Annotated in this window: 16 protein-coding genes and 1 pseudogene; 8 read left to right on the forward strand and 9 right to left on the reverse strand. The window is 62.1% G+C overall.

Going from position 1 to position 17042, the window contains the following annotated elements:
* Positions 1-162 precede the first annotated feature (162 nt).
* The 5 genes and pseudogenes from JQ592_RS03615 to JQ592_RS03630 all read right to left on the reverse strand — a co-directional run bounded on the left by JQ592_RS03615 (position 163) and on the right by JQ592_RS03630 (position 6280).
* Positions 163-2091, reverse strand: coding sequence for an alkyl/aryl-sulfatase (locus JQ592_RS03615; RefSeq protein ID WP_211401528.1), 1929 nt, complete (start codon positions 2089-2091; stop codon positions 163-165).
* Between the two features lie 89 nt (positions 2092-2180).
* Positions 2181-3461 (reverse strand): TRAP transporter large permease, encoded by a 1281-nt coding sequence (locus tag JQ592_RS38725; RefSeq protein WP_349630442.1) that lies wholly within the window; start codon positions 3459-3461, stop codon positions 2181-2183.
* Positions 3462-3680: 219 nt separating this feature from the next.
* Positions 3681-4157: pseudogene (locus JQ592_RS38730) on the reverse strand (TRAP transporter small permease); the annotation flags it as partial.
* Between the two features lie 154 nt (positions 4158-4311).
* Positions 4312-5313 carry a DctP family TRAP transporter solute-binding subunit gene (locus JQ592_RS03625; RefSeq protein ID WP_211401530.1) on the reverse strand — a complete coding sequence of 334 codons (1002 nt, stop codon included), beginning with the start codon at positions 5311-5313 and terminating at the stop codon, positions 4312-4314.
* A gap of 196 nt (positions 5314-5509) precedes the next feature.
* Complete coding sequence (locus JQ592_RS03630) at positions 5510-6280, reverse strand: methyltransferase domain-containing protein (protein WP_211401531.1); 771 nt, start codon at positions 6278-6280, stop codon at positions 5510-5512.
* A gap of 146 nt (positions 6281-6426) precedes the next feature.
* Here JQ592_RS03630 and JQ592_RS03635 point away from each other — a divergent pair, with 146 nt between their 5' ends.
* A complete protein-coding gene (locus JQ592_RS03635; protein ID WP_211401532.1) occupies positions 6427-7170 on the forward strand; it encodes an SDR family NAD(P)-dependent oxidoreductase in 744 nt (247 codons plus the stop codon).
* 130 nt (positions 7171-7300) lie between these two features.
* On the forward strand, positions 7301-9028 hold the full coding sequence (locus tag JQ592_RS03640; protein ID WP_211401533.1) for a SulP family inorganic anion transporter: 1728 nt from the start codon (positions 7301-7303) through the stop codon (positions 9026-9028).
* 102 nt (positions 9029-9130) lie between these two features.
* On the opposite strand, the gene JQ592_RS03645 is transcribed toward JQ592_RS03640, so the two are convergent.
* Entirely contained in the window at positions 9131-9442 is a 312-nt protein-coding gene (locus JQ592_RS03645; RefSeq protein ID WP_246820101.1) for a hypothetical protein, read from the reverse strand.
* Positions 9443-9615: 173 nt separating this feature from the next.
* On the opposite strand from JQ592_RS03645, the gene JQ592_RS03650 reads away from it, so the two are divergent.
* Complete coding sequence (locus tag JQ592_RS03650) at positions 9616-10659, forward strand: medium chain dehydrogenase/reductase family protein (RefSeq protein ID WP_211401535.1); 1044 nt, start codon at positions 9616-9618, stop codon at positions 10657-10659.
* Positions 10660-10707: 48 nt separating this feature from the next.
* On the opposite strand, the gene JQ592_RS03655 is transcribed toward JQ592_RS03650, so the two are convergent.
* Positions 10708-11592: an MBL fold metallo-hydrolase gene (locus tag JQ592_RS03655; protein ID WP_211401536.1), complete on the reverse strand. Its 885-nt coding sequence runs from the start codon at positions 11590-11592 to the stop codon at positions 10708-10710.
* A 94-nt stretch (positions 11593-11686) separates the two neighbouring features.
* Here JQ592_RS03655 and JQ592_RS03660 point away from each other — a divergent pair, with 94 nt between their 5' ends.
* The 4 genes from JQ592_RS03660 to JQ592_RS03675 all read left to right on the forward strand — a co-directional run bounded on the left by JQ592_RS03660 (position 11687) and on the right by JQ592_RS03675 (position 14220).
* Positions 11687-12019, forward strand: coding sequence for an ArsR/SmtB family transcription factor (locus JQ592_RS03660; protein WP_211401537.1), 333 nt, complete (start codon positions 11687-11689; stop codon positions 12017-12019).
* A 19-nt stretch (positions 12020-12038) separates the two neighbouring features.
* Positions 12039-12587 (forward strand): rhodanese family protein, encoded by a 549-nt coding sequence (locus JQ592_RS03665; protein WP_211401538.1) that lies wholly within the window; start codon positions 12039-12041, stop codon positions 12585-12587.
* Between the two features lie 23 nt (positions 12588-12610).
* Positions 12611-13390, forward strand: coding sequence for a sulfite exporter TauE/SafE family protein (locus JQ592_RS03670; RefSeq protein WP_211401539.1), 780 nt, complete (start codon positions 12611-12613; stop codon positions 13388-13390).
* 422 nt (positions 13391-13812) lie between these two features.
* Entirely contained in the window at positions 13813-14220 is a 408-nt protein-coding gene (locus JQ592_RS03675) for a hypothetical protein (RefSeq protein WP_211401540.1), read from the forward strand.
* Between the two features lie 254 nt (positions 14221-14474).
* On the opposite strand, the gene JQ592_RS03680 is transcribed toward JQ592_RS03675, so the two are convergent.
* Together JQ592_RS03680 and JQ592_RS03685 are read right to left on the reverse strand one after the other, a co-directional pair.
* Positions 14475-14963 carry a hypothetical protein gene (locus tag JQ592_RS03680; protein WP_211401541.1) on the reverse strand — a complete coding sequence of 163 codons (489 nt, stop codon included), beginning with the start codon at positions 14961-14963 and terminating at the stop codon, positions 14475-14477.
* A gap of 193 nt (positions 14964-15156) precedes the next feature.
* Positions 15157-15771 carry a 2-hydroxychromene-2-carboxylate isomerase gene (locus JQ592_RS03685; RefSeq protein ID WP_211401542.1) on the reverse strand — a complete coding sequence of 205 codons (615 nt, stop codon included), beginning with the start codon at positions 15769-15771 and terminating at the stop codon, positions 15157-15159.
* Between the two features lie 265 nt (positions 15772-16036).
* On the opposite strand from JQ592_RS03685, the gene JQ592_RS03690 reads away from it, so the two are divergent.
* On the forward strand, positions 16037-16918 hold the full coding sequence (locus tag JQ592_RS03690) for an ABC transporter substrate-binding protein (protein WP_211401543.1): 882 nt from the start codon (positions 16037-16039) through the stop codon (positions 16916-16918).
* The last annotated feature ends 124 nt before the right edge of the window (positions 16919-17042 follow it).

The following is a 17042-nucleotide window of genomic DNA, read 5'->3' on the forward strand; positions in this document are numbered from 1 at the left end:
GTGCCCTCTCCCCTTGTGGGAGAGGGCTCAAGACCCGAGCGGCGCACTCACTTGGGTGAGGGGTTGCCTCCGCATTGAAACTTTCTCCGCGGAGAAGACCCCTCATCCGGCGCTTCGCGCCACCTTCTCCCACAAGGGGAGAAGGAAAGAAGTAAGCGGTGCCTACCCCACCACCGCCCGCTTCGGCTCCACGATCTCGAACATCCTCGGAAACTCGTCCATCAGGCCCATCAGCTCGGCGAGTTTCATCGGATTGCCCGACAGCTTGACCTTGCCCGCAGCGACCGCCTCCGGAAAACTCGTCAGCTTCGCGATCACCTCATCGAGCGTTGCGCGCGCCAGCGTAAAGCTGGCATCGGCGCCTTCCGCCTGCACGCCCTCGGTGTAGGTCAGCGCCGAATTCTCCAAATTGAGCACGAAGGTCTCACCGGTGTCGGAAAAGCGCCAGTTCAGCACGATGTGCTTGCCTTCCGCCTTGGGGCCGTTGAGGCGGATGCCGAGCACGTCCCAGAGCTGCGAGGTGCGCAGCGCGGCCAGCGTCTCGCGTGGCATCGGCGGGCGCGGCGGGGTCTTCGGCATGCCCTGGCGCAATTCCTGCGCGCCGAACAGATAGGCGTTGCGCCAGGTCGAGCTCTCGGCGGCATAGCCGAGCTGCTCCAGCGTATCGGCAAGCAGGTGACGCGCCGCCGCATTGTCCGGCTCGGCGAAGACGAGATGGCCGAGTGCCTGCGCGACGAAGCGGAATTCACCTTTGTCAAAATCCGCGCGCGCTCGCGCGAGGATGACGTCCGCGCCGCCCATATACTCCACGTATTTCCTGCCCGACGCCACCGGCGGCAGCGGATCGAGATTGACCGGGTTGGCGTCGTACCAGCCGAGATATTTCTGGTAGATCGCCTTCACATTGTGGCGGATGTGGCCGTAATAGCCGCGGCCGTGCCAGGCACCTTCGAGGCTCTTCGGCAGTTGGATCGTCTCGGCGATCTCGGCGGCGTTGAGGCCATGGTTCATCAGCCGAATAGTCTGGTCGTGCGCGAATTTGTAGAGGTCGCGCTGCTGCCGGATCATGGTATCGATGCGCTCGCCTCCCCACACCGGCCAGTGATGCTGGCCGCACATCGCTTCCGCCCTGCCACCCCACAATTGCAGCGCCTCGCCCAGATATTTCGACCACGCCAGCGCATCGCGCACATCGGCACCGCGGAACGGCAGCAGGTTATGGAAATTGTGCGTGCAGTTCTCGGCGAGGTTCAGGACCTTGTAGCGCGGGATGAAGAAGTGCATCTCCGCCGGCGCTTCGCTGTTCGGCGCCATCTGGAATTCGAACTCGACGCCGTCGATCTCGCGCCTGTCGCCGGTCGCCATGATCAGGTCGGTCGGGCGCAGCAGCGCAACGCCGCCTGCCGCCATCGACTTGCCGAGCCCGTTGTCGACCTGTCCGCGCGCCCCCTTGGCGAGGAATGGGCCGAACTGATATTGCGCCCGGCGCAGCATCGCGGGTCCTGCGATGATGTTCTCGGAGACCGCATGCTCCATGAACAGGTTCGGCGCGATGATGGGCACGCTGCCACTGGCAAGCGCATCCTCCTCCAGCACGCCGCGCGCGCCGCCCCAGTGATCGGTGTGGGTGTGCGTGAAGATGACGGCCGCGACCGGCTTCAGGCCCCGGTGCCTGAAGTAGAGATCGAGCGCGGCGCGCGCGCCTTCGATCGAGGTCAGGGTGTCCACGACGATGACGCCGCTGTCGCCCTCGATCAGCGTCATGTTGGCGATGTCGAGCCCGCGCACCTGGTAGACGCCGGGCACCACCTCGAACAGCCCATGATGCATGTTGAGCCGCGCCTGTCGCCACAGGCTGGGATTGACCGTGGGCGGCGCCGCTTCATCCGACAGGAACGCGTAAGGCTTCAAGCTCCAGACCGTCCTGCCTTGCGGGCTGGTGATCTCTGCGTCTTCGATCGTGCCGAGGAAGCCGCGCGCGGCATCGTCGAAATCCCGCGTGTCGGAAAACGGCAGCGCATTCAGCGTGGCGTCATGCTGCGCGACGACGGACGGCGTTGCGTCCTTGGGCTCGTTCGAAATCTCGGTCATCGGCTGGCTCCTTCCCTGCTCTGGTTGGAACCATCTAAGCCCATCTCACTGCCGATTGCCATTGCGGGCGTCGTGCAGCTAGCGTGACGCTACATCCCCAGCAGCCGCGGCAGCCACAACGACAGGCCCGGCCAATAGGTCACCACCACGAGGAACGCCAGCATCGTCAGCAGCCACGGCCACACTGCGACCGTGAGCTCGGTGATTCCCATCTTGGCGATGCCCGAGGCGACATAGAGGTTGAGGCCGACGGGCGGATGGCACAGCCCGACCTCCATGTTGACCGTCATCAGGATGCCGAAATGGATGGGGTCGATGCCAAGCTTGATCGCGACCGGAAACAGGATCGGCGCCATGATCAGGATGATCGAGGATGGCTCCATCACGTTGCCGGCCAGCAGCAGCAGCAGGTTGACGACCAGCAGGAAGCCGATCCACCCCAGGCCCTGGTCGATCATCCATTGCGCCAGCGCCTGCGGCACGTTCTCGTAGGTCATCAGGAACGAGAACAGCACGGCGTTGGTGATGATGTAGAGCAGCATCGCGGAAAGATTCGCCGATGACAGCAGCACCCGCGGCACGTCGCGCAGCCGCAAATCCTTGTAGATGAACACCGCGACGATGAAGGCGTAGACCGCGCTGACGGCGGCGGCCTCGGTCGGCGTGAACAGGCCGCTGTAGATGCCGCCGATCACGATCACGATCAGCAGGATTCCCCAGATCGACTTGCGGAACGCATCCAGACGCTCCATGAAGGTTGCCTTCGGCATCCTCGGATAGTCGTTGCGCCAGGCGCGATAGAACGTCGTCGCGCCGAGCAGCGTGGCCAGCACAAGCCCCGGCACGATGCCGGCGATGAACAGCTTGCCGACCGAGCTGTTGGTCGAGACGGCGTAGAGCACCATCGGAATCGACGGCGGAATGAGAATGCCGAGCGAGCCCGACGTCGTGATCACGCCCGCACCGAACCGCCGCGGGAATCCCTGCGCGATCATGGCGGGCAGGATTACCGAGCCGATCGCCACCACGGTGGCGGGCGAGGAGCCGGAAATCGCGGCGAACAGCGCGCAGGCGACCACGCCCGACAAGGCCAGACCGCCGTACCAGTGGCCGACCAGCGCGGTCGCGAACGTGATCATCCGGCGCGCCACGCCGCCATGGGTCAGGAAGTTGCCGGCCAGAATGAAGAACGGGATCGCCATGATCTCGAAATTCTCGATGCCGGTGAACAGCTTCAGCGCCACCGATTCCGTTCGCACGTCGGTCAGCGTGAACATGAAGCTGAGCACGGTCAGACCCAGCGCGATCGAGATCGGCATGCCTGTGAGCATCAACGAGAGCAGGAGGGCGAACACGATGGCGACGCGCACACCTTGCGGCAGCGTGATGACGTGGCCCGCATGAGCGAAACACACGGCGACGATCAGGACCGGCAGCAGCATCAGGATCCAGCCGAGTGGGCTGCGCTCGTCCCGGACGACCTGGCTGTGCGTGACCGGCGCCGGATGAACCGGATCCGGCTCGACGCCTTCGACACCCGCCATGTCGTGATGCGGCAGCTCACCGGTGCGGTAGAACGACCATGCGACCTGGAGGAAGCGGAAGCACATCAATCCGGAGCCGAGCGGGATGGTGAGATACACCATCCACATCGGCGCTTCGAGGTCGTTGGACTGCTGGCCGGTCTGCCACATCTGGTTGACGAACGCGCCGCCGAAATAGGCGACGATCGCGGTAAACAGCGCGCCGCACAGCAGGCCGAAGGTGATGACGCGGCGGCGCGAGCCGCCGGGAAGGATGTTCACGAGCACGTCGACGCCGACATGGATGCCGGTGCGCACGCCATAAGCCGCACCGAACTTCGCCATCCAGATGAACATGTAGATGCAGAGCTCTTGCGCCCAGGACAGGTCGAGGGCGGCAAGCCAGACGAACGTCGCGCGCGCGGGCACGGCAATGAAGCTCAGGCTGCGGGCCTCCGCCCATTTGGCGATGTCGATCGACAGCCCGGCGCCGTAGCGGTGCAGCACGGCGACGAAGATGAGCGACGTTGCGGCCGCGATCATCGTCGCGATCAGCCACTCCTCGAGATGATCGAGAAAACGATTCAGCACGCGCAGCAACTTCAGCCCCCCAGAATTAGCCTGTCTTTCAAGAGCGAAACGGTCGGGAGCGCGATCACTCCCGACCGTTCATGTTGTTCTTGTTCGAACGCGACCGTCAGTTCATCTTGACGTCGAGTTCCTTGGCGATTAGGTCGAGCACTTCCTGCCCGACCCGGCCCTTGGCCCATTTATACGTCGGCTGCATCGCTTCCTGCCACGCATTGCGGTCGGCGTCGGTCAGGTAATGCAGATTGGTCTTGCCCATCTTCTTGATCTCGGCCAGCGCGTCCTCGTTCTCCTGATGCGCGATGTGGTTCGTGTAGTCGGTCGCCTCGTTCATCGCCTTCTCGAGCTGGGTGCGGATATCAGGCGGCAGGCCGGACCAGAATTTCGAGTTGACGATGACCGCGTATTGCAGATGCGCGTGATAGGACACGGTGATGTCCTTCTGCACCTCGTAGAACTTCTGCGTCAGATAGTTGGACGCGGTGTTCTCGCAGCCGTCGACCACACCGGTCTGCAAGGCCTGGTAGACCTCGGAGAACGCCATGATCTGAGGGATCGAGCCCATGATGCGGAGATATTGGTCGGCGACCTTCGATCCGGAGATGCGGAACTTCAGACCCTGGAAATCGGTCGGCTTCAGCAAGGGACGGTTGGCGGAGAGCATGTGGAAGCCGTTGTCCCAATAGGCGAGCCCGGTGATGCCCTTGGCCTCCAGCTTCTGGAACAGCCACTTGCCGACCGTCCCCTTCATCGCACTGGAATAGGTCGCATCGTCCTTGAACAGCCAGGGCAGGTCGAGCGCCTCGAATTCCTTGATGCCGAGCGGCGCGAATTTCGCGGTCGAGGGCGCGAGCATATGCACCGAGCCGAGCTGGAGCGCCTCGATCTCTTCCTTGTCCTTGTAGAGCGTGGAGTTGGGGTAGACCTCGACCTTGACCTTGCCGTCGGTGTACTTCTCGGCAAGCTCCTTGAACTTCAGTGCGCCCTTCCCCTTCGGCGTGTCGTTGGCGACGACGTGGCTGAACTTGATGACGATAGGGCTCTGGGCCTGGCCGATCGCGGGCACCATGAGAATGGCCGCGGCGGCAACCGCAAGGAGCAGCTTGCGCATGAAGAACCTCCCAACAACCTCTAAAACCGGGTCTTTTTGTTTTACGTGGTCAGTAGTGGCAGCAAACCGCCAGCCGAACAACTAGACCTAAGCCCAATTTTCCGCAGCCAAGCTATCTTGACGAGAGCTGCATGCGCAACCCGGCCCCGCTCCGCTGCAACGAAGCGAGCGCTTTTGCCGCATTGCGGCAACGCCGTCAGCCCTTGCGCTGGGCAACCATGAACAGACGCCGGAACGGGAACAGCGTCTGCCCTGCCGCATTCTTCGGATACGCCTTCGCGACCCGCATCCCGTAAGCCGCCTCGAAGGCGGCTTTCTCCTCGCCTTCGAGGACGTCGAGATAGCGCGTCAGCCATGTGCCCTTGGTCCATTCCTTCACGGGGTTCTCGCCTTCGAGCACTTGCAGATATTCGGTCTCCCAGATGTCGATATTGGCCGACATCGGCGCGAGAACATCGTGATAGAAGGCCGGCCCCTCGACCGGCGGCGGGGTGACGAGATGCGCGACCTTGGAGCGCCAGGGACCATCAAGCGCGGTCTCGCCGATCAGCACATGCGAGGGCGCGAGAAAATTGCGCGGCATCTGCACCGCAAGCATGCCGCCGGGCACGACCTTCTCCATCACCGACGGGAAGAGTGCCGCATGATTGGGCAGCCAGTGCAGTGCGGCATTGGAATAGATCAAGTCATATTGCTTCGCCGGGCGCCAATGGCCGAGGTCCTCATGCGACCATTCCACGTCCGGCGCGGCCTTGCGGCCGGCGGCAACCATTTCGGCGGAGCCCTCGACGCCGGTGACGATCGCCTCCGGCCAGCGCTCCTTGATCAGTTTTGTCACATTGCCGGCGCCGGCGCCGAGATCGGCGGTCGCGCGCGGGGCAAAATCCGGAATCCGCATCAAGAGGTCGACGGCGGGCCGGAGCCGGTGGCCGGAGAATTTCAGATATTGCTGCGGATCCCAGACCATCGCTTAGGCGCCTTTTTCTTTTTCGTGTTTCCTTCACAGTGGCTCTTGGTTACCACTGCTCGTCCCGGTCGGGCAATTCGCAAGGCCTGCGGGACGGGCAGGAAACGAACAGCAACAAGCAAAAGCAGACAAGAGGGCGTGCGACCATGAACCTCGGGCTCACATCGAAAACCGCTGTGGTGACAGGCGCGAGCATCGGCATCGGCCGCGCCATCGCCAAGGGCTTAGCTGCCGAAGGCGTGCGCGTCGTCGGCGTGGCGCGGCGCACCGACCTGCTTGCCGAGCTGGTGAAGGAAGCAGGCTCCGGGTTGATCACGCCGTTCGAGCAGGACGTGATGGCCAAGGACGCGGCCGAGAGGATCGCAGCCTTCGCGGTGAAGGAGCTCGGCCATGTCGATATCCTCATCAACAATGCCGGCGGCAGCCGCCCCCTCCCCGTCGATGCACCCGACAGCAAATGGGACGAGGCGATCGCGCTGAATTTCACCAGCTACCGCCGCATCGCGCACGCGCTGCTGCCGCAGATGATCGAGCGCAAATGGGGCCGCATCGTCAACATCACCGGCAAGTCCGAGCCCGAAGGCCTCAACGCCGCCTTCGCGGCGAAAGCCGCCGTCCACGCCTGGGCCAAGGGCCTGTCGCGCGAGATCGGCGAGCACGGCATCACCATCAACTGCATCCCGCCCGGCCGCATCATGAGCGAGCAGATCCGCCGCAACTATCCGCCGGATTATCGCGAGCGCTTTGCGGAAGAAGAGATTCCGGTCGGCTATTGGGGCGAGCCGGAAGACCTTGCCGCACTCGCGGTGTTTCTGGCATCGCCGGTGGCAAGATACATCACGGGCACGGTGATTCCGGTGGACGGGGGATTGCGGAGGTATCAGTTCTAGCGGTGCGGGTCCTGCGCGTCCGAAACATTGCTGCGTCGCCGAAGAGTGGAAGCTTCTGCAACGTTGATTTGCATCAAGGGTCAGCCGAGCAGTTGCGAAATCCTCGCGCGCCAGCGGCGGAGTGAGCGCGGTGAACGGTTGGACGCGTTGGGTACCCGGGATCGATACGCTTCGCCACTACGAAGCTGATTGGCTTCGGCATGATGTTTTCGCGGGTCTGGTGCTGGCGACCATGCTGGTCCCGGTCGGAATTGCCTATGCCGTGGCGTCGGGCCTGCCGGGCATCCACGGCCTCTACGCAACCATCGTCCCTCTTCTGGCCTACGCGATGTTCGGTCCGAGCCGCATCATCGTGCTCGGACCAGACTCGGCGCTGGCAGCCGTCATCCTCGGCGTTGTTGTTCCGTTGTCCGGCGGTGATCCGGTCCGTGCCGCAATGCTTGCCGCGATGATGGCGCTCGTTTCAGGGAGCGTGCTCGTTTTGGCGGGCATCGCGCGGTTGGGCTTTGTGACCGAGCTTCTCTCCAAGCCGATACGGTACGGCTACATGAACGGGATCGCATTGACCGTTTTGATCAGCCAACTGCCAAAGCTGCTCGGTTTCTCGATCGAGAGCAAAGGACCGCTGCGAGACCTGTGGGCGATCGCCAGTGGGATCGCCGACGGCAAGCTAAATTGGGTCGCATTCGCAGTCGGACTTGGCACCTTGATGGTCATCCTGCTGCTCAAGGACAGCAAACGGCTGCCGGGAATCCTGATTGCCGTCGTCGGAGCGACCCTTGTCGTCGCACTATTTGATCTCGGAACTGATCATGGCGTGAAGGTTTTGGGGCCACTTCCTCAAGGTCTGCCGGCCTTCTCGATTCCCTGGATCGGCTATGCCGATCTGGTTTCGGTCGTAGCCGGCGGCTGCGCCATCGCTCTGGTCTCGTTCGCCGACACCAGCGTGTTGTCGCGAACCTATGCTGCTCGATTAGGCGACAAGGTCGATCCGAACCAGGAGATGGTGGGCCTCGGTGCGGCCAACCTGGCGACCGGTTTTTTTCAGGGCTTCCCGATCAGCAGCAGCTCCTCGCGTACGCCCGTTGCCGAGGCCGCCGGCGCGCGCACCCAGCTGACGAGCGTCGTCGGCGCGCTCGCTATCGCCTTCCTTCTGCTGGTTGCGCCGAATCTGTTGCAGCACCTGCCGAATGCCGCATTGGCGGCGGTGGTGATCGCAGCTGCGATCGGCCTGATCGAGATCAACGATCTCAAGCGAATCTACCGGATCCAGCGTTGGGAGTTCTGGTTGACGGTGCTGTGCTTCGTCGGCGTGGCCGTGCTCGGCGCGATCCCGGGAATTGGCCTTGCCATCGCGGTGGCCATTGCGGAGTTTCTGTGGGACGGCTGGCGTCCGCACTCCGCCATTCTGGGGCGGGCGCACGGCGTCAAGGGCTATCACGACATCACGAGATATCCCGATGCCCGCCTGATCCCCGGACTGGTGCTGTTCCGATGGGATGCGCCGCTGTTCTTCGCCAATGCCGAGTTCTTCAAGGAGCGTATTCTGGCCGCGGTCGAGAAATCGCCAACACCCGTGCGCTGGCTGGTCGTCGCCGCCGAACCGGTCACGAGCGTAGACGTCACCGCCTGCGATACCGTTGCCGAACTGGACGAGGCGCTGCACGCCAGGGGCATTGAACTGTGCTTTGCCGAGCTCAAGGATCCCGTGAAGGACAAGCTGAAGCGCTTTGGCTTGTACGCTCAGGTCGGCGAGGCCCACTTCTTTCCGACCATCGGCTCAGCCGTCTCGAGCTACCTCGAGATCAACAACGTCGAATGGGAGGACTGGGAGGATCAGGTCGAGGCTGGTTCGTAAAAGTATGTCCGTGACTTCGGTGTCGGGCCCAGCAAGCGACATCGGCCGCGCAGCAGGAGACCGCCCGAAGGCGGTCTCGCACGCGGGAGAGAAGGCGCTCCGTCAAAGATCGACCTGGATGGCAACGTTGGAGCGCACCCAATCTGATTGCCCGGCCTTCAGCCGCTTGGCTTGAAATTCAGCGAAAGCCGGATCAGCGCCTAGCGACGCCAAGGTACGACCATAGGCTTCCACACTATCGAAGCGAGCGACGAAGGCGTAGTTCCCGATCTCGCCCCCGATCACCGACCAGTAGCTGACGTCGGCCCCGTGTTTCCTCCAGAGTGTCGCGCCGTCTTTTGCCAGCTGTAGGACGGTCGCAAGATCGCTACCGGGTCTTGGATGCGAAACGAACTGCATAATGACTGCAGGCATTTTCCTCTCCAATGATAATAAATGATGGCGCCAAACAACCCGGTTGGTCATTTGGCCCGAGGAGAATTCCAAGCCGTGCACGCTCAAGCTTGATCTGGATCAATCCACCTTTCAAGCTTGACGGCAGGCTGCCCGCCCTCGCGCTGAGTTACGGCATTGCGTGGAGATCGCCCATGATGGAGCAGCGCAATCGAGTTGTTCAGGTCAGCCGCTTCGGTGATCCCGAGACACTGGAGGTCGTCGACGCTCGCCTGCCGACCGCCGGCCGGGGCGAGGTGCGCGTTCGCGTCCTCGCGTCGAGCCTCAACTACACCGAGGTGTTGATCAGGCGCCATCTCTACCCGCAAACGATGCGCCTCCGGCCGCCGTTCGTGATGGGCTACGACGTGGTGGGGGCAATCGATCAGCTCGGCGAAGGCGTGCACGACTTTCAGATTGGCGACCGCGTGGCCGACATGACGGTGGTCGGGTCGAACGCCGAGTATCGCACGCTTCGCGCGAACGACCTGGCCCGCGTGCCCTTGGGCGTGGACGCCGCTGAAGCGGCCACGCTGATCTTGAGCTGGACGACCGCGTACCAGCTTCTGCACCGCGCGGCCAAGGTTCAGCCAGGCCAACGTGTGCTCGTGCACGGTGCCGCCGGCGCGGTCGGCCAGGCGCTGCTCGTGCTCGGGAGACTGGCCGGCCTCGAGCTGTGGGGCACCGTACGCGGCGAGCACATGGCGCTCGTCCGAGAGCTGGGCGCAGCGCCGATCGACTACCAGCATGAGGACTTCACGCGGGTTCTGCCGGGCGGGTTCGACGTCATCGTCGACGGCGTCGGCGAAGACGGCTATCGCCGCTCATACGCGGCGCTCAAGCCTGGCGGCCTGCTCTGTGCCATCGGCTTCTCGGCGAGCGTGCAGGCACAGCGTCGGATGCTCCCGATCGTGATGGAGATCGCGCGCCTGTACCTGTGGAGATTGCTGCCCGGCGGCAAGAGAGCCCGCTTCTACTCGATCAATGCCATGCGAGCGCGTCATCCTGCCTGGTTCAAGGAAGACCTGGAGCGTCTGTTCGGGCTCCTGGCAACCGGCGCCATCCGGCCACGCATCGCCGGACGGATCTCCTTCGAGGAGGTCGCCGATGCTCACCGTCGCCTCGAGTCTGGCGGTCTTGAGGGTAAGCTCGTGCTTTGCCCGGATCTCTCCTCGCGACACAGCCAGCGCGCCGCCTGACGCGGCCCGGACCGGTGCCGCAGCATAGCGCGCGATCAGATGTCGCGCTTACACGCAGGCCTGCACACCTCCCTTCAGCTTCACCGGGATCTTCAGGTAGCGTACGCCGTTGGCTTCGGCCGGCGGGAATTTGCCGGCGCGGATGTTGACCTGGATGGAGGGCAGCAACAGCCTCGGTGCCGACAGCTTGGTGTCGCGCGCCTGACGCACGGTCACGAATTCGTCTTCCGAAACGCCGTCCTTGACGTGGACATTGTTCTCGCGCTGCTCACGGACCGTGGTCTCCCAAGCAAAACTGTCACGGCCTGGAGCTTTGTAGTCGTGACACATGAACAGCCGCGTCTGCTGCGGCAGAGCCAGCAGCCGCCTGATCGAGCGATAGAGCTTATGAGCGTCGCCGCCGGGGAAGTCGGCGCGCGCCGTGCCGTAGTCCGGCATGAACAGAGTGTCCCCAACGAATACGGCATCTTCGATCTTATAGGAGATGTCCGCCGGCGTATGCCCCGGGGTGTGGAGAACCTCGACATCGAGTTCCCCGAGGTTGAAGCGCTCGCCGTCCCGGAACAGGTGATCGAAGTCGCTGCCGTCGGTCTTCAGATCGGTCGCGTTGAAGATCGGGCGGAAGATGCGCTGCACGTCCTTGATGTGCTCGCCGATGCCGATTTTTGCGCCGGTCTTCGCCTTGATGAAGGGCGCGCCGGAGAGATGGTCGGCATGCGCATGGGTCTCCAGCACCCATTCGAGAGTGTTGCCTGCCTCCTCGGCGGCTGCGAGCATCGCCTCGACGGAACGCGTGTCCACTTCGCCCGAATTGTGGTCGTAGTCGAATACCGGGTCGATGATCGCGGCCTTTTTCGTCGTCGGATCGGCAACCAGGTAGCTCACCGTATTGGTTGGTTCGTCGAAGAACGCTCGGATGATCGGTCGTGACATTTCGGGGTCTCCTGATGTCGTGGGTTGGTTGGTCTTGACGAATATATTAGCAATAGCTAAATAAGCAATGCCTAAAGTAATGGGAGCAAGGTCGATGGCCTCTTTGTCGTTCGATCCGGAAACTTTCGAGAAGCAGGCCGTCGAGGTTGCCTCCATCCTACGGGCGCTCGCGAATGAGCGCCGGTTGATGATCCTGTGCAGGCTCGTTGAATACGGCGAGGACAACGTGAGCTCCCTCGCCGAAGTCGCGGGGCTATCGCAATCGGCCCTGTCGCAACATCTCGCCAAAATGCGCGAGGAGGGTCTCGTCACTTTCCGCAGGGAAAGCCAGACGCTTTGGTACCGCATCGCCGATCCGCGCATCGAGCAGCTCTTTGCCACGCTGCACAAACTGTTTTGCGCGCCTGTCAAAACCAAGAGCAGATAATCCAGAGAAGGAATTGAGAATGTCGCTACCTCTTATCAATCCGACTGACGCCCGCCGTCTTCTCGACAATGGTGCTGTCCTCATCGACATCCGCGAGGCCGACGAGCACGCGCGCGAGAAGATTATCGGTGCGCGAAACCTGCCATTGTCGAGGCTCGACGAAGCCGATCTCGCCACGCATCCGGGCACGCCGGTCATCTTTCATTGCAAGAGCGGCGCCCGCACTCAGGCCAACGGATCGCGGCTCGCGGCGAAGCTTGATGGAACCTGCGATGCCTTCATCGTCGGGGGTGGGCTCGACGCCTGGCGAAAGGCAGGCCTGCCGGTCGCGACCGACCGGCGTCGGCCGCTCGAACTTCAACGTCAGGTGCAGATCGGTGCCGGAAGTCTCGCGTTCTTCGGAACGCTGCTCGGCCTTCTCGTCTCACCCTGGTTCTTCGTCGTGCCCGCTTTTGTCGGCGCCGGACTGATGACCGCCGGAGTCACCGGCTTCTGCGGCATGGCCCGCATCCTGATGCGGGCGCCCTGGAACCGCGGCCACTACGGTGCGCCGGCGCAAGCCGCATAACGCTTGAATCGAGGAGTTCTCCCATGCTGTCGCTGACCCAAGGTGCGCTCGGTATCGCCTCCGGCTCGTTGGTCGGCTTTTCGCTGGGACTGGTCGGAGGCGGCGGCTCCATTCTGGCGGTCCCGCTGCTGATCTATCTGGTCGGGGTGCCGGATCCGCATGTCGCGATCGGGACCAGCGCCATCGCCGTCGCGGCGAACGCTGTCGTTAACCTGGCGAACCATATTCGCGCCGGTAACGTAAAGTGGCGCTGCGCCTCGGTGTTCGCGCTCGCAGGCGTGGCTGGTGCCTTTCTCGGTTCTACTCTCGGCAAGATCATCGATGGTCAGAAGCTGCTCGCCTTGTTCGCCATCGTCATGTTGGTGGTTGGCATCCTGATGCTGAAGGGTCGCTCCGGCGAGGGCGAGCCATCGGTCAGGCTCAACCGGGAAAATCTTCCGAAGCTTCTGGCTTTGGGGCTCGTCACGGGAGCCTTGTCCGGCTTCTTCGGGATCGGTGGCGGCTTCCTGATTGTGCCCGCTCTGATCGCCGCCACCGGCATGCCGATCTTGTACGCGGTGGGTTCATCACTCCTGGCGGTCACCGCCTTCGGGCTGACCACTGCGGCGAATTACGCCCTGTCCGGCTTTGTGGATTGGTCTCTTGCCATGTTGTTCGTCGTCGGCGGCGTCCTCGGCGGGCTTCTCGGCGCCAGCTCCGCGACCTCGCTTGCTCGCCGCACGGGCGCGTTGAACACCGTGTTTGCTGCGTTCATTTTCGCGGTGGCGGTCTACATGCTGGTCCGCAATCTGGGCCTGATGTGACGAGCCTCGTTGCTCTACCGTCTGTTCTACCGGCCAGGGCTCTCTGCCTAATGCGATCGGTCCGCGAAACCTGATGCCTGCTTTGGACCTGGGAACTGTCGCAGCCCCGCCGAGCCCGGCTTGCCTCCCCCAACTCCAGGCATTCCTTGGAGCCGCAGTCCTCCGCTCTTGACGGTATGCCAATCGGGTCTTCAGACGAAACCATCTGTTTCTCAAGCACCTCAGGTGGCGTAGAATGCGATTGCCGTTGAAGCGGGATGTGCCGAAGTCGCCGTTCGGGACGAACGAGCAGAACTCATGCTGTCGGCAAGTACGCATCCTTAAGAGACCGCCCCTTTTTCGGTCTCGCATGACCTTTCACATTCCTCGAATCCGTTAGCCGCTTTTGCGGCGACGCGTTGCAGTAACTTCAGGAGAAAGCGATGAGCAAGATCAATCGAAGGTCTGCATTGGGAATCGGGTTGGCAGCGGCTACCGCAGCCGTGATGAAGCCCGCCTCCGCTCAAACCGCAGGCTACAAGGATACGACGCCGTGGCCAGGAGTGGTGGTGCGCGAATACGAGGGCGAGACACCATCCCTCATCCCCGGTTTCAAGACCGTCTCGATGCGCGACATCATCATGCAGCCGGGATCGAAGACCATGGGTCCCCCGATGATGAATGCCATGGTTTGCCACATCACCGAAGGGGAGCTTCGGCTCGATCAGGAGGGAAAGGTCTTTACGGGCAAGAAGAACTTTGTCTGGACCTGCAACAAGGACACGAAAGAGCAGGCGTACAATGACGGAAACGTGGTCGCAATCATGAGGATCACGGACCTAAAAGCTTAAGGCTCGTTTCTTCGAGACCGATTTTCAGATGCGGATAGCGCATTCGACTACGCGCGATCCGCGGAACGTAACCGCCCGTGGTTACCGAGGAGCAGGCCCGTAGAATGGGTAGAGCGCAGCGAAACCCATCGGCAGCATCCGACATGGAGCTGATGGTTTTCGCAAGTGCTCTACCCATCCTACGAGCTACCGGACGTCCGCAACAGGCTACCTATTGCGGACGAGCCATGTCTCACCTTGCGCCCAAGCAGAGTTCATTCGACGCGATGAGGCGCAATTCCGAGCTTTGCCATCGCCTCGCGCTCAGCGACGCGCGAGCCCTTGGGGTTGCAACCATTACCAACAGAGGCATAGCGGCCGTGGTCACCGCGCGGGTTTGACGGCATTCCATTAAGATCGATATCCCAATAGTACGATACGCAAACCCGCTCATCGGTCGGCACCGAAATGCAAGTTCTTGGGGGCCCCGCAATGCAGAGCATCCGATCCTGATAGAAGGAAATCGGCACGCCTTCGCAGCTTACATGCCATTTCCAGAGAGACCTCTCAATCGAGCAGGTGTCGGGATGAAGCGCGAATGCCGTTGTAAGCTCTGGCAGACCAAGTTCCTTGAGTGATCCCTGCATGGCTTCCTGAGTGGATGGCGCGCGGGCGAATTTAAAGACCACAAAGGCCATACACAGCATAGCAATCGCGCCTAACACGGGGCGCCCGAAGGGCCACAACCTATTCTCATCGCTCATGCAAGCTGCCAATCGCCGCACACTTTGCGCACGCCCCGTTCTATAGCATGCCGGCCGACCATCGGTGGTCAACGTCTGCTTCGGGGTCAAAGGCTGCCCTCGGCAGCCAGCTGACCTTGGTCGGCTCACCTGTCGGAAGCAGACAATGCGACGCTCTGAGCGAACGTCCGGCATGGGCCACAAGCGGCCAATCTCAGACGGGGTTCAGCATCCCTTTAGCGTGCCAGTCAATGGCATCATCGAGCCGGTCATCGCCCCAAAACAGCTCGCCGCGGACGACAAAGGTTGGAGCACCAAAAATATTCAAACGCCTCGCCTCCTCGGTGTTGTTGTCATACGCGCGTCCAACGGGGTCTGCATTTGCGGCCTCGATGACCCGACCCGGATCTTGGCCGATCTCGCGCAAACTTTCCGAGAGGTTGGGCTCTGTGCCGACCTCTTTGCCTTCCACAAACCAACGTCTATAGCTGGCTCTCACATAGTCTGGACACCAGCCCTCCATTTCTCCCAGAACAGCTACGCGGCTGGCTAAATCGAAATTTGTCAGCGGATACGGTGCGGGGACCTTGATGGGCAAGCCGTACCTCGATGCCCGCCGCTCGACGTCACGCCACATATAGGCGAGCTTGATTGGCTTAGTGGCAAACGGAACATTGTTCATTTCCTGCATAATCGCGCGGGCATTGAACGGACGCCATTGGAAGCGGAGACCCGTTGTTGCTTCTACGTTGTGGAGCCGCGAAACTGTGAGATACGTGTAGGTACTTCCAACCGTAAACCAGAAATCGATAGTGTTATTTGCTGACATCGTTGGCCCCCACGACCCATTAATGGCATTGGCCAATATCTAGCACCGACGGGCGGAGATGTCTGCTGTGGGTCCAAGAGCGACGATCGAAACTGCCTGCTTGGTGGGTCCGCTTCGCCCGTGAGAGCGGACCTCCGTAGGCTCCCGCGCGTCGCCTCGGGGCCACAAGCGGCCATGTCGCCTCAGGTTGCGTCAGAAGACGCAAGGTGCTGGCCTCGACGGCGTATGCTATCGTGGTCACCGCCGTCCTTAGGAAATCCACACCATGAAGCGCATCGGGATCATCGTCGCTGGTTCAGCCTATCCAATGGATGGCTTCAAGTCGGGGCTTCGGGACCTCGGATGGATCGAGGACGAAGGAATCCGCTTCGAACTTCGAGCAGCCGAGGGACAATTGCATCTGCTGCCCAAGTTCGCCCTCGAAATGGTCGGCCTCGGCGTTGACCTTATCGCCGTCATCGGGGCCGTGACAGTGCGAGCGGTTCGGCAAGCGACCTCGACGATTCCCATAGTGTTTGCGGTCGTTGTCGAGCCGCTCGGCGACGGATTAGCCTCCAACCTGGGACACCCCGGCGGGAACGTTACCGGAGTGACCACCTTTGATCCGGAGCAGGCCACGGCGCAATTGCAGTTCCTAAAGGCGCTCAATCCCGACCTTGAGCGGGTCGCTATATTGAGTGACCTCGGCGTTTCAGACTGCATGTCGACTTCGAACAGGGATGCGGCTCGTGGTCTGAGAATTCAGCCACAAGTCATCCGCGTCGAAGCCCCTTCTCCCGAATATGAAAAAGCCTTTGAGGCCATGGCGCGCGAGCGCGCGCAGGCGCTGGTCGTGCTGGAAGAGCCGATCAATCAAGCCTGCAGGAAGCAGATCGCCGAGCTAGCGATAGCCCACCGGTTGCCATCGGTTTTTCCTGTATCAATGCTCGACGCCGGAGGGCTGATTGCTTATGGGACCAGTCTTCGCGAAGCTGCGCGGCAGATGGCGCAATACGCCGATACAATCTTGCGCGGCGGCAATCCAGGCGAGTTGCCCATCAGGGCGGCCTTGTCGCACGAGCTTGTGGTCAACCTCCAGACCGCTGGGCAGCTTGGCGTAACCGTTCCATCCGAAGTGCTTGCGAAGGCGAACCAAGTTATCCGGTGAATCTTGAAAAAGCGCCGACGGCGGATGATCCGTTGGCGGACTCGAAGTCTGCTGTGGGTCCAAAAGTCGAAACGACTACCGAGCCGAAAAACGTCCCCTTCGCTTTGAAGCCGACTTGCGTTCA

The organism is Bradyrhizobium iriomotense (assembly GCF_018129405.1).
Taxonomy (GTDB): domain Bacteria; phylum Pseudomonadota; class Alphaproteobacteria; order Rhizobiales; family Xanthobacteraceae; genus Bradyrhizobium; species Bradyrhizobium iriomotense_B.

Coding starts and splice junctions, on each gene's coding strand:
- JQ592_RS03615 (WP_211401528.1), bottom strand. CDS start 2,091: ATGACCGAGATTTCGAACGAGCCCAAGGACGCAACGCCGTCCGTCGTC.
- JQ592_RS03625 (WP_211401530.1), bottom strand. CDS start 5,313: ATGCGCAAGCTGCTCCTTGCGGTTGCCGCCGCGGCCATTCTCATGGTG.
- JQ592_RS03630 (WP_211401531.1), bottom strand. CDS start 6,280: ATGGTCTGGGATCCGCAGCAATATCTGAAATTCTCCGGCCACCGGCTC.
- JQ592_RS03635 (WP_211401532.1), top strand. CDS start 6,427: ATGAACCTCGGGCTCACATCGAAAACCGCTGTGGTGACAGGCGCGAGC.
- JQ592_RS03645 (WP_246820101.1), bottom strand. CDS start 9,442: ATGCCTGCAGTCATTATGCAGTTCGTTTCGCATCCAAGACCCGGTAGC.
- JQ592_RS03650 (WP_211401535.1), top strand. CDS start 9,616: ATGATGGAGCAGCGCAATCGAGTTGTTCAGGTCAGCCGCTTCGGTGAT.
- JQ592_RS03655 (WP_211401536.1), bottom strand. CDS start 11,592: ATGTCACGACCGATCATCCGAGCGTTCTTCGACGAACCAACCAATACG.
- JQ592_RS03660 (WP_211401537.1), top strand. CDS start 11,687: ATGGCCTCTTTGTCGTTCGATCCGGAAACTTTCGAGAAGCAGGCCGTC.
- JQ592_RS03665 (WP_211401538.1), top strand. CDS start 12,039: ATGTCGCTACCTCTTATCAATCCGACTGACGCCCGCCGTCTTCTCGAC.
- JQ592_RS03670 (WP_211401539.1), top strand. CDS start 12,611: ATGCTGTCGCTGACCCAAGGTGCGCTCGGTATCGCCTCCGGCTCGTTG.
- JQ592_RS03675 (WP_211401540.1), top strand. CDS start 13,813: ATGAGCAAGATCAATCGAAGGTCTGCATTGGGAATCGGGTTGGCAGCG.
- JQ592_RS03680 (WP_211401541.1), bottom strand. CDS start 14,963: ATGAGCGATGAGAATAGGTTGTGGCCCTTCGGGCGCCCCGTGTTAGGC.
- JQ592_RS03685 (WP_211401542.1), bottom strand. CDS start 15,771: ATGTCAGCAAATAACACTATCGATTTCTGGTTTACGGTTGGAAGTACC.
- JQ592_RS03690 (WP_211401543.1), top strand. CDS start 16,037: ATGAAGCGCATCGGGATCATCGTCGCTGGTTCAGCCTATCCAATGGAT.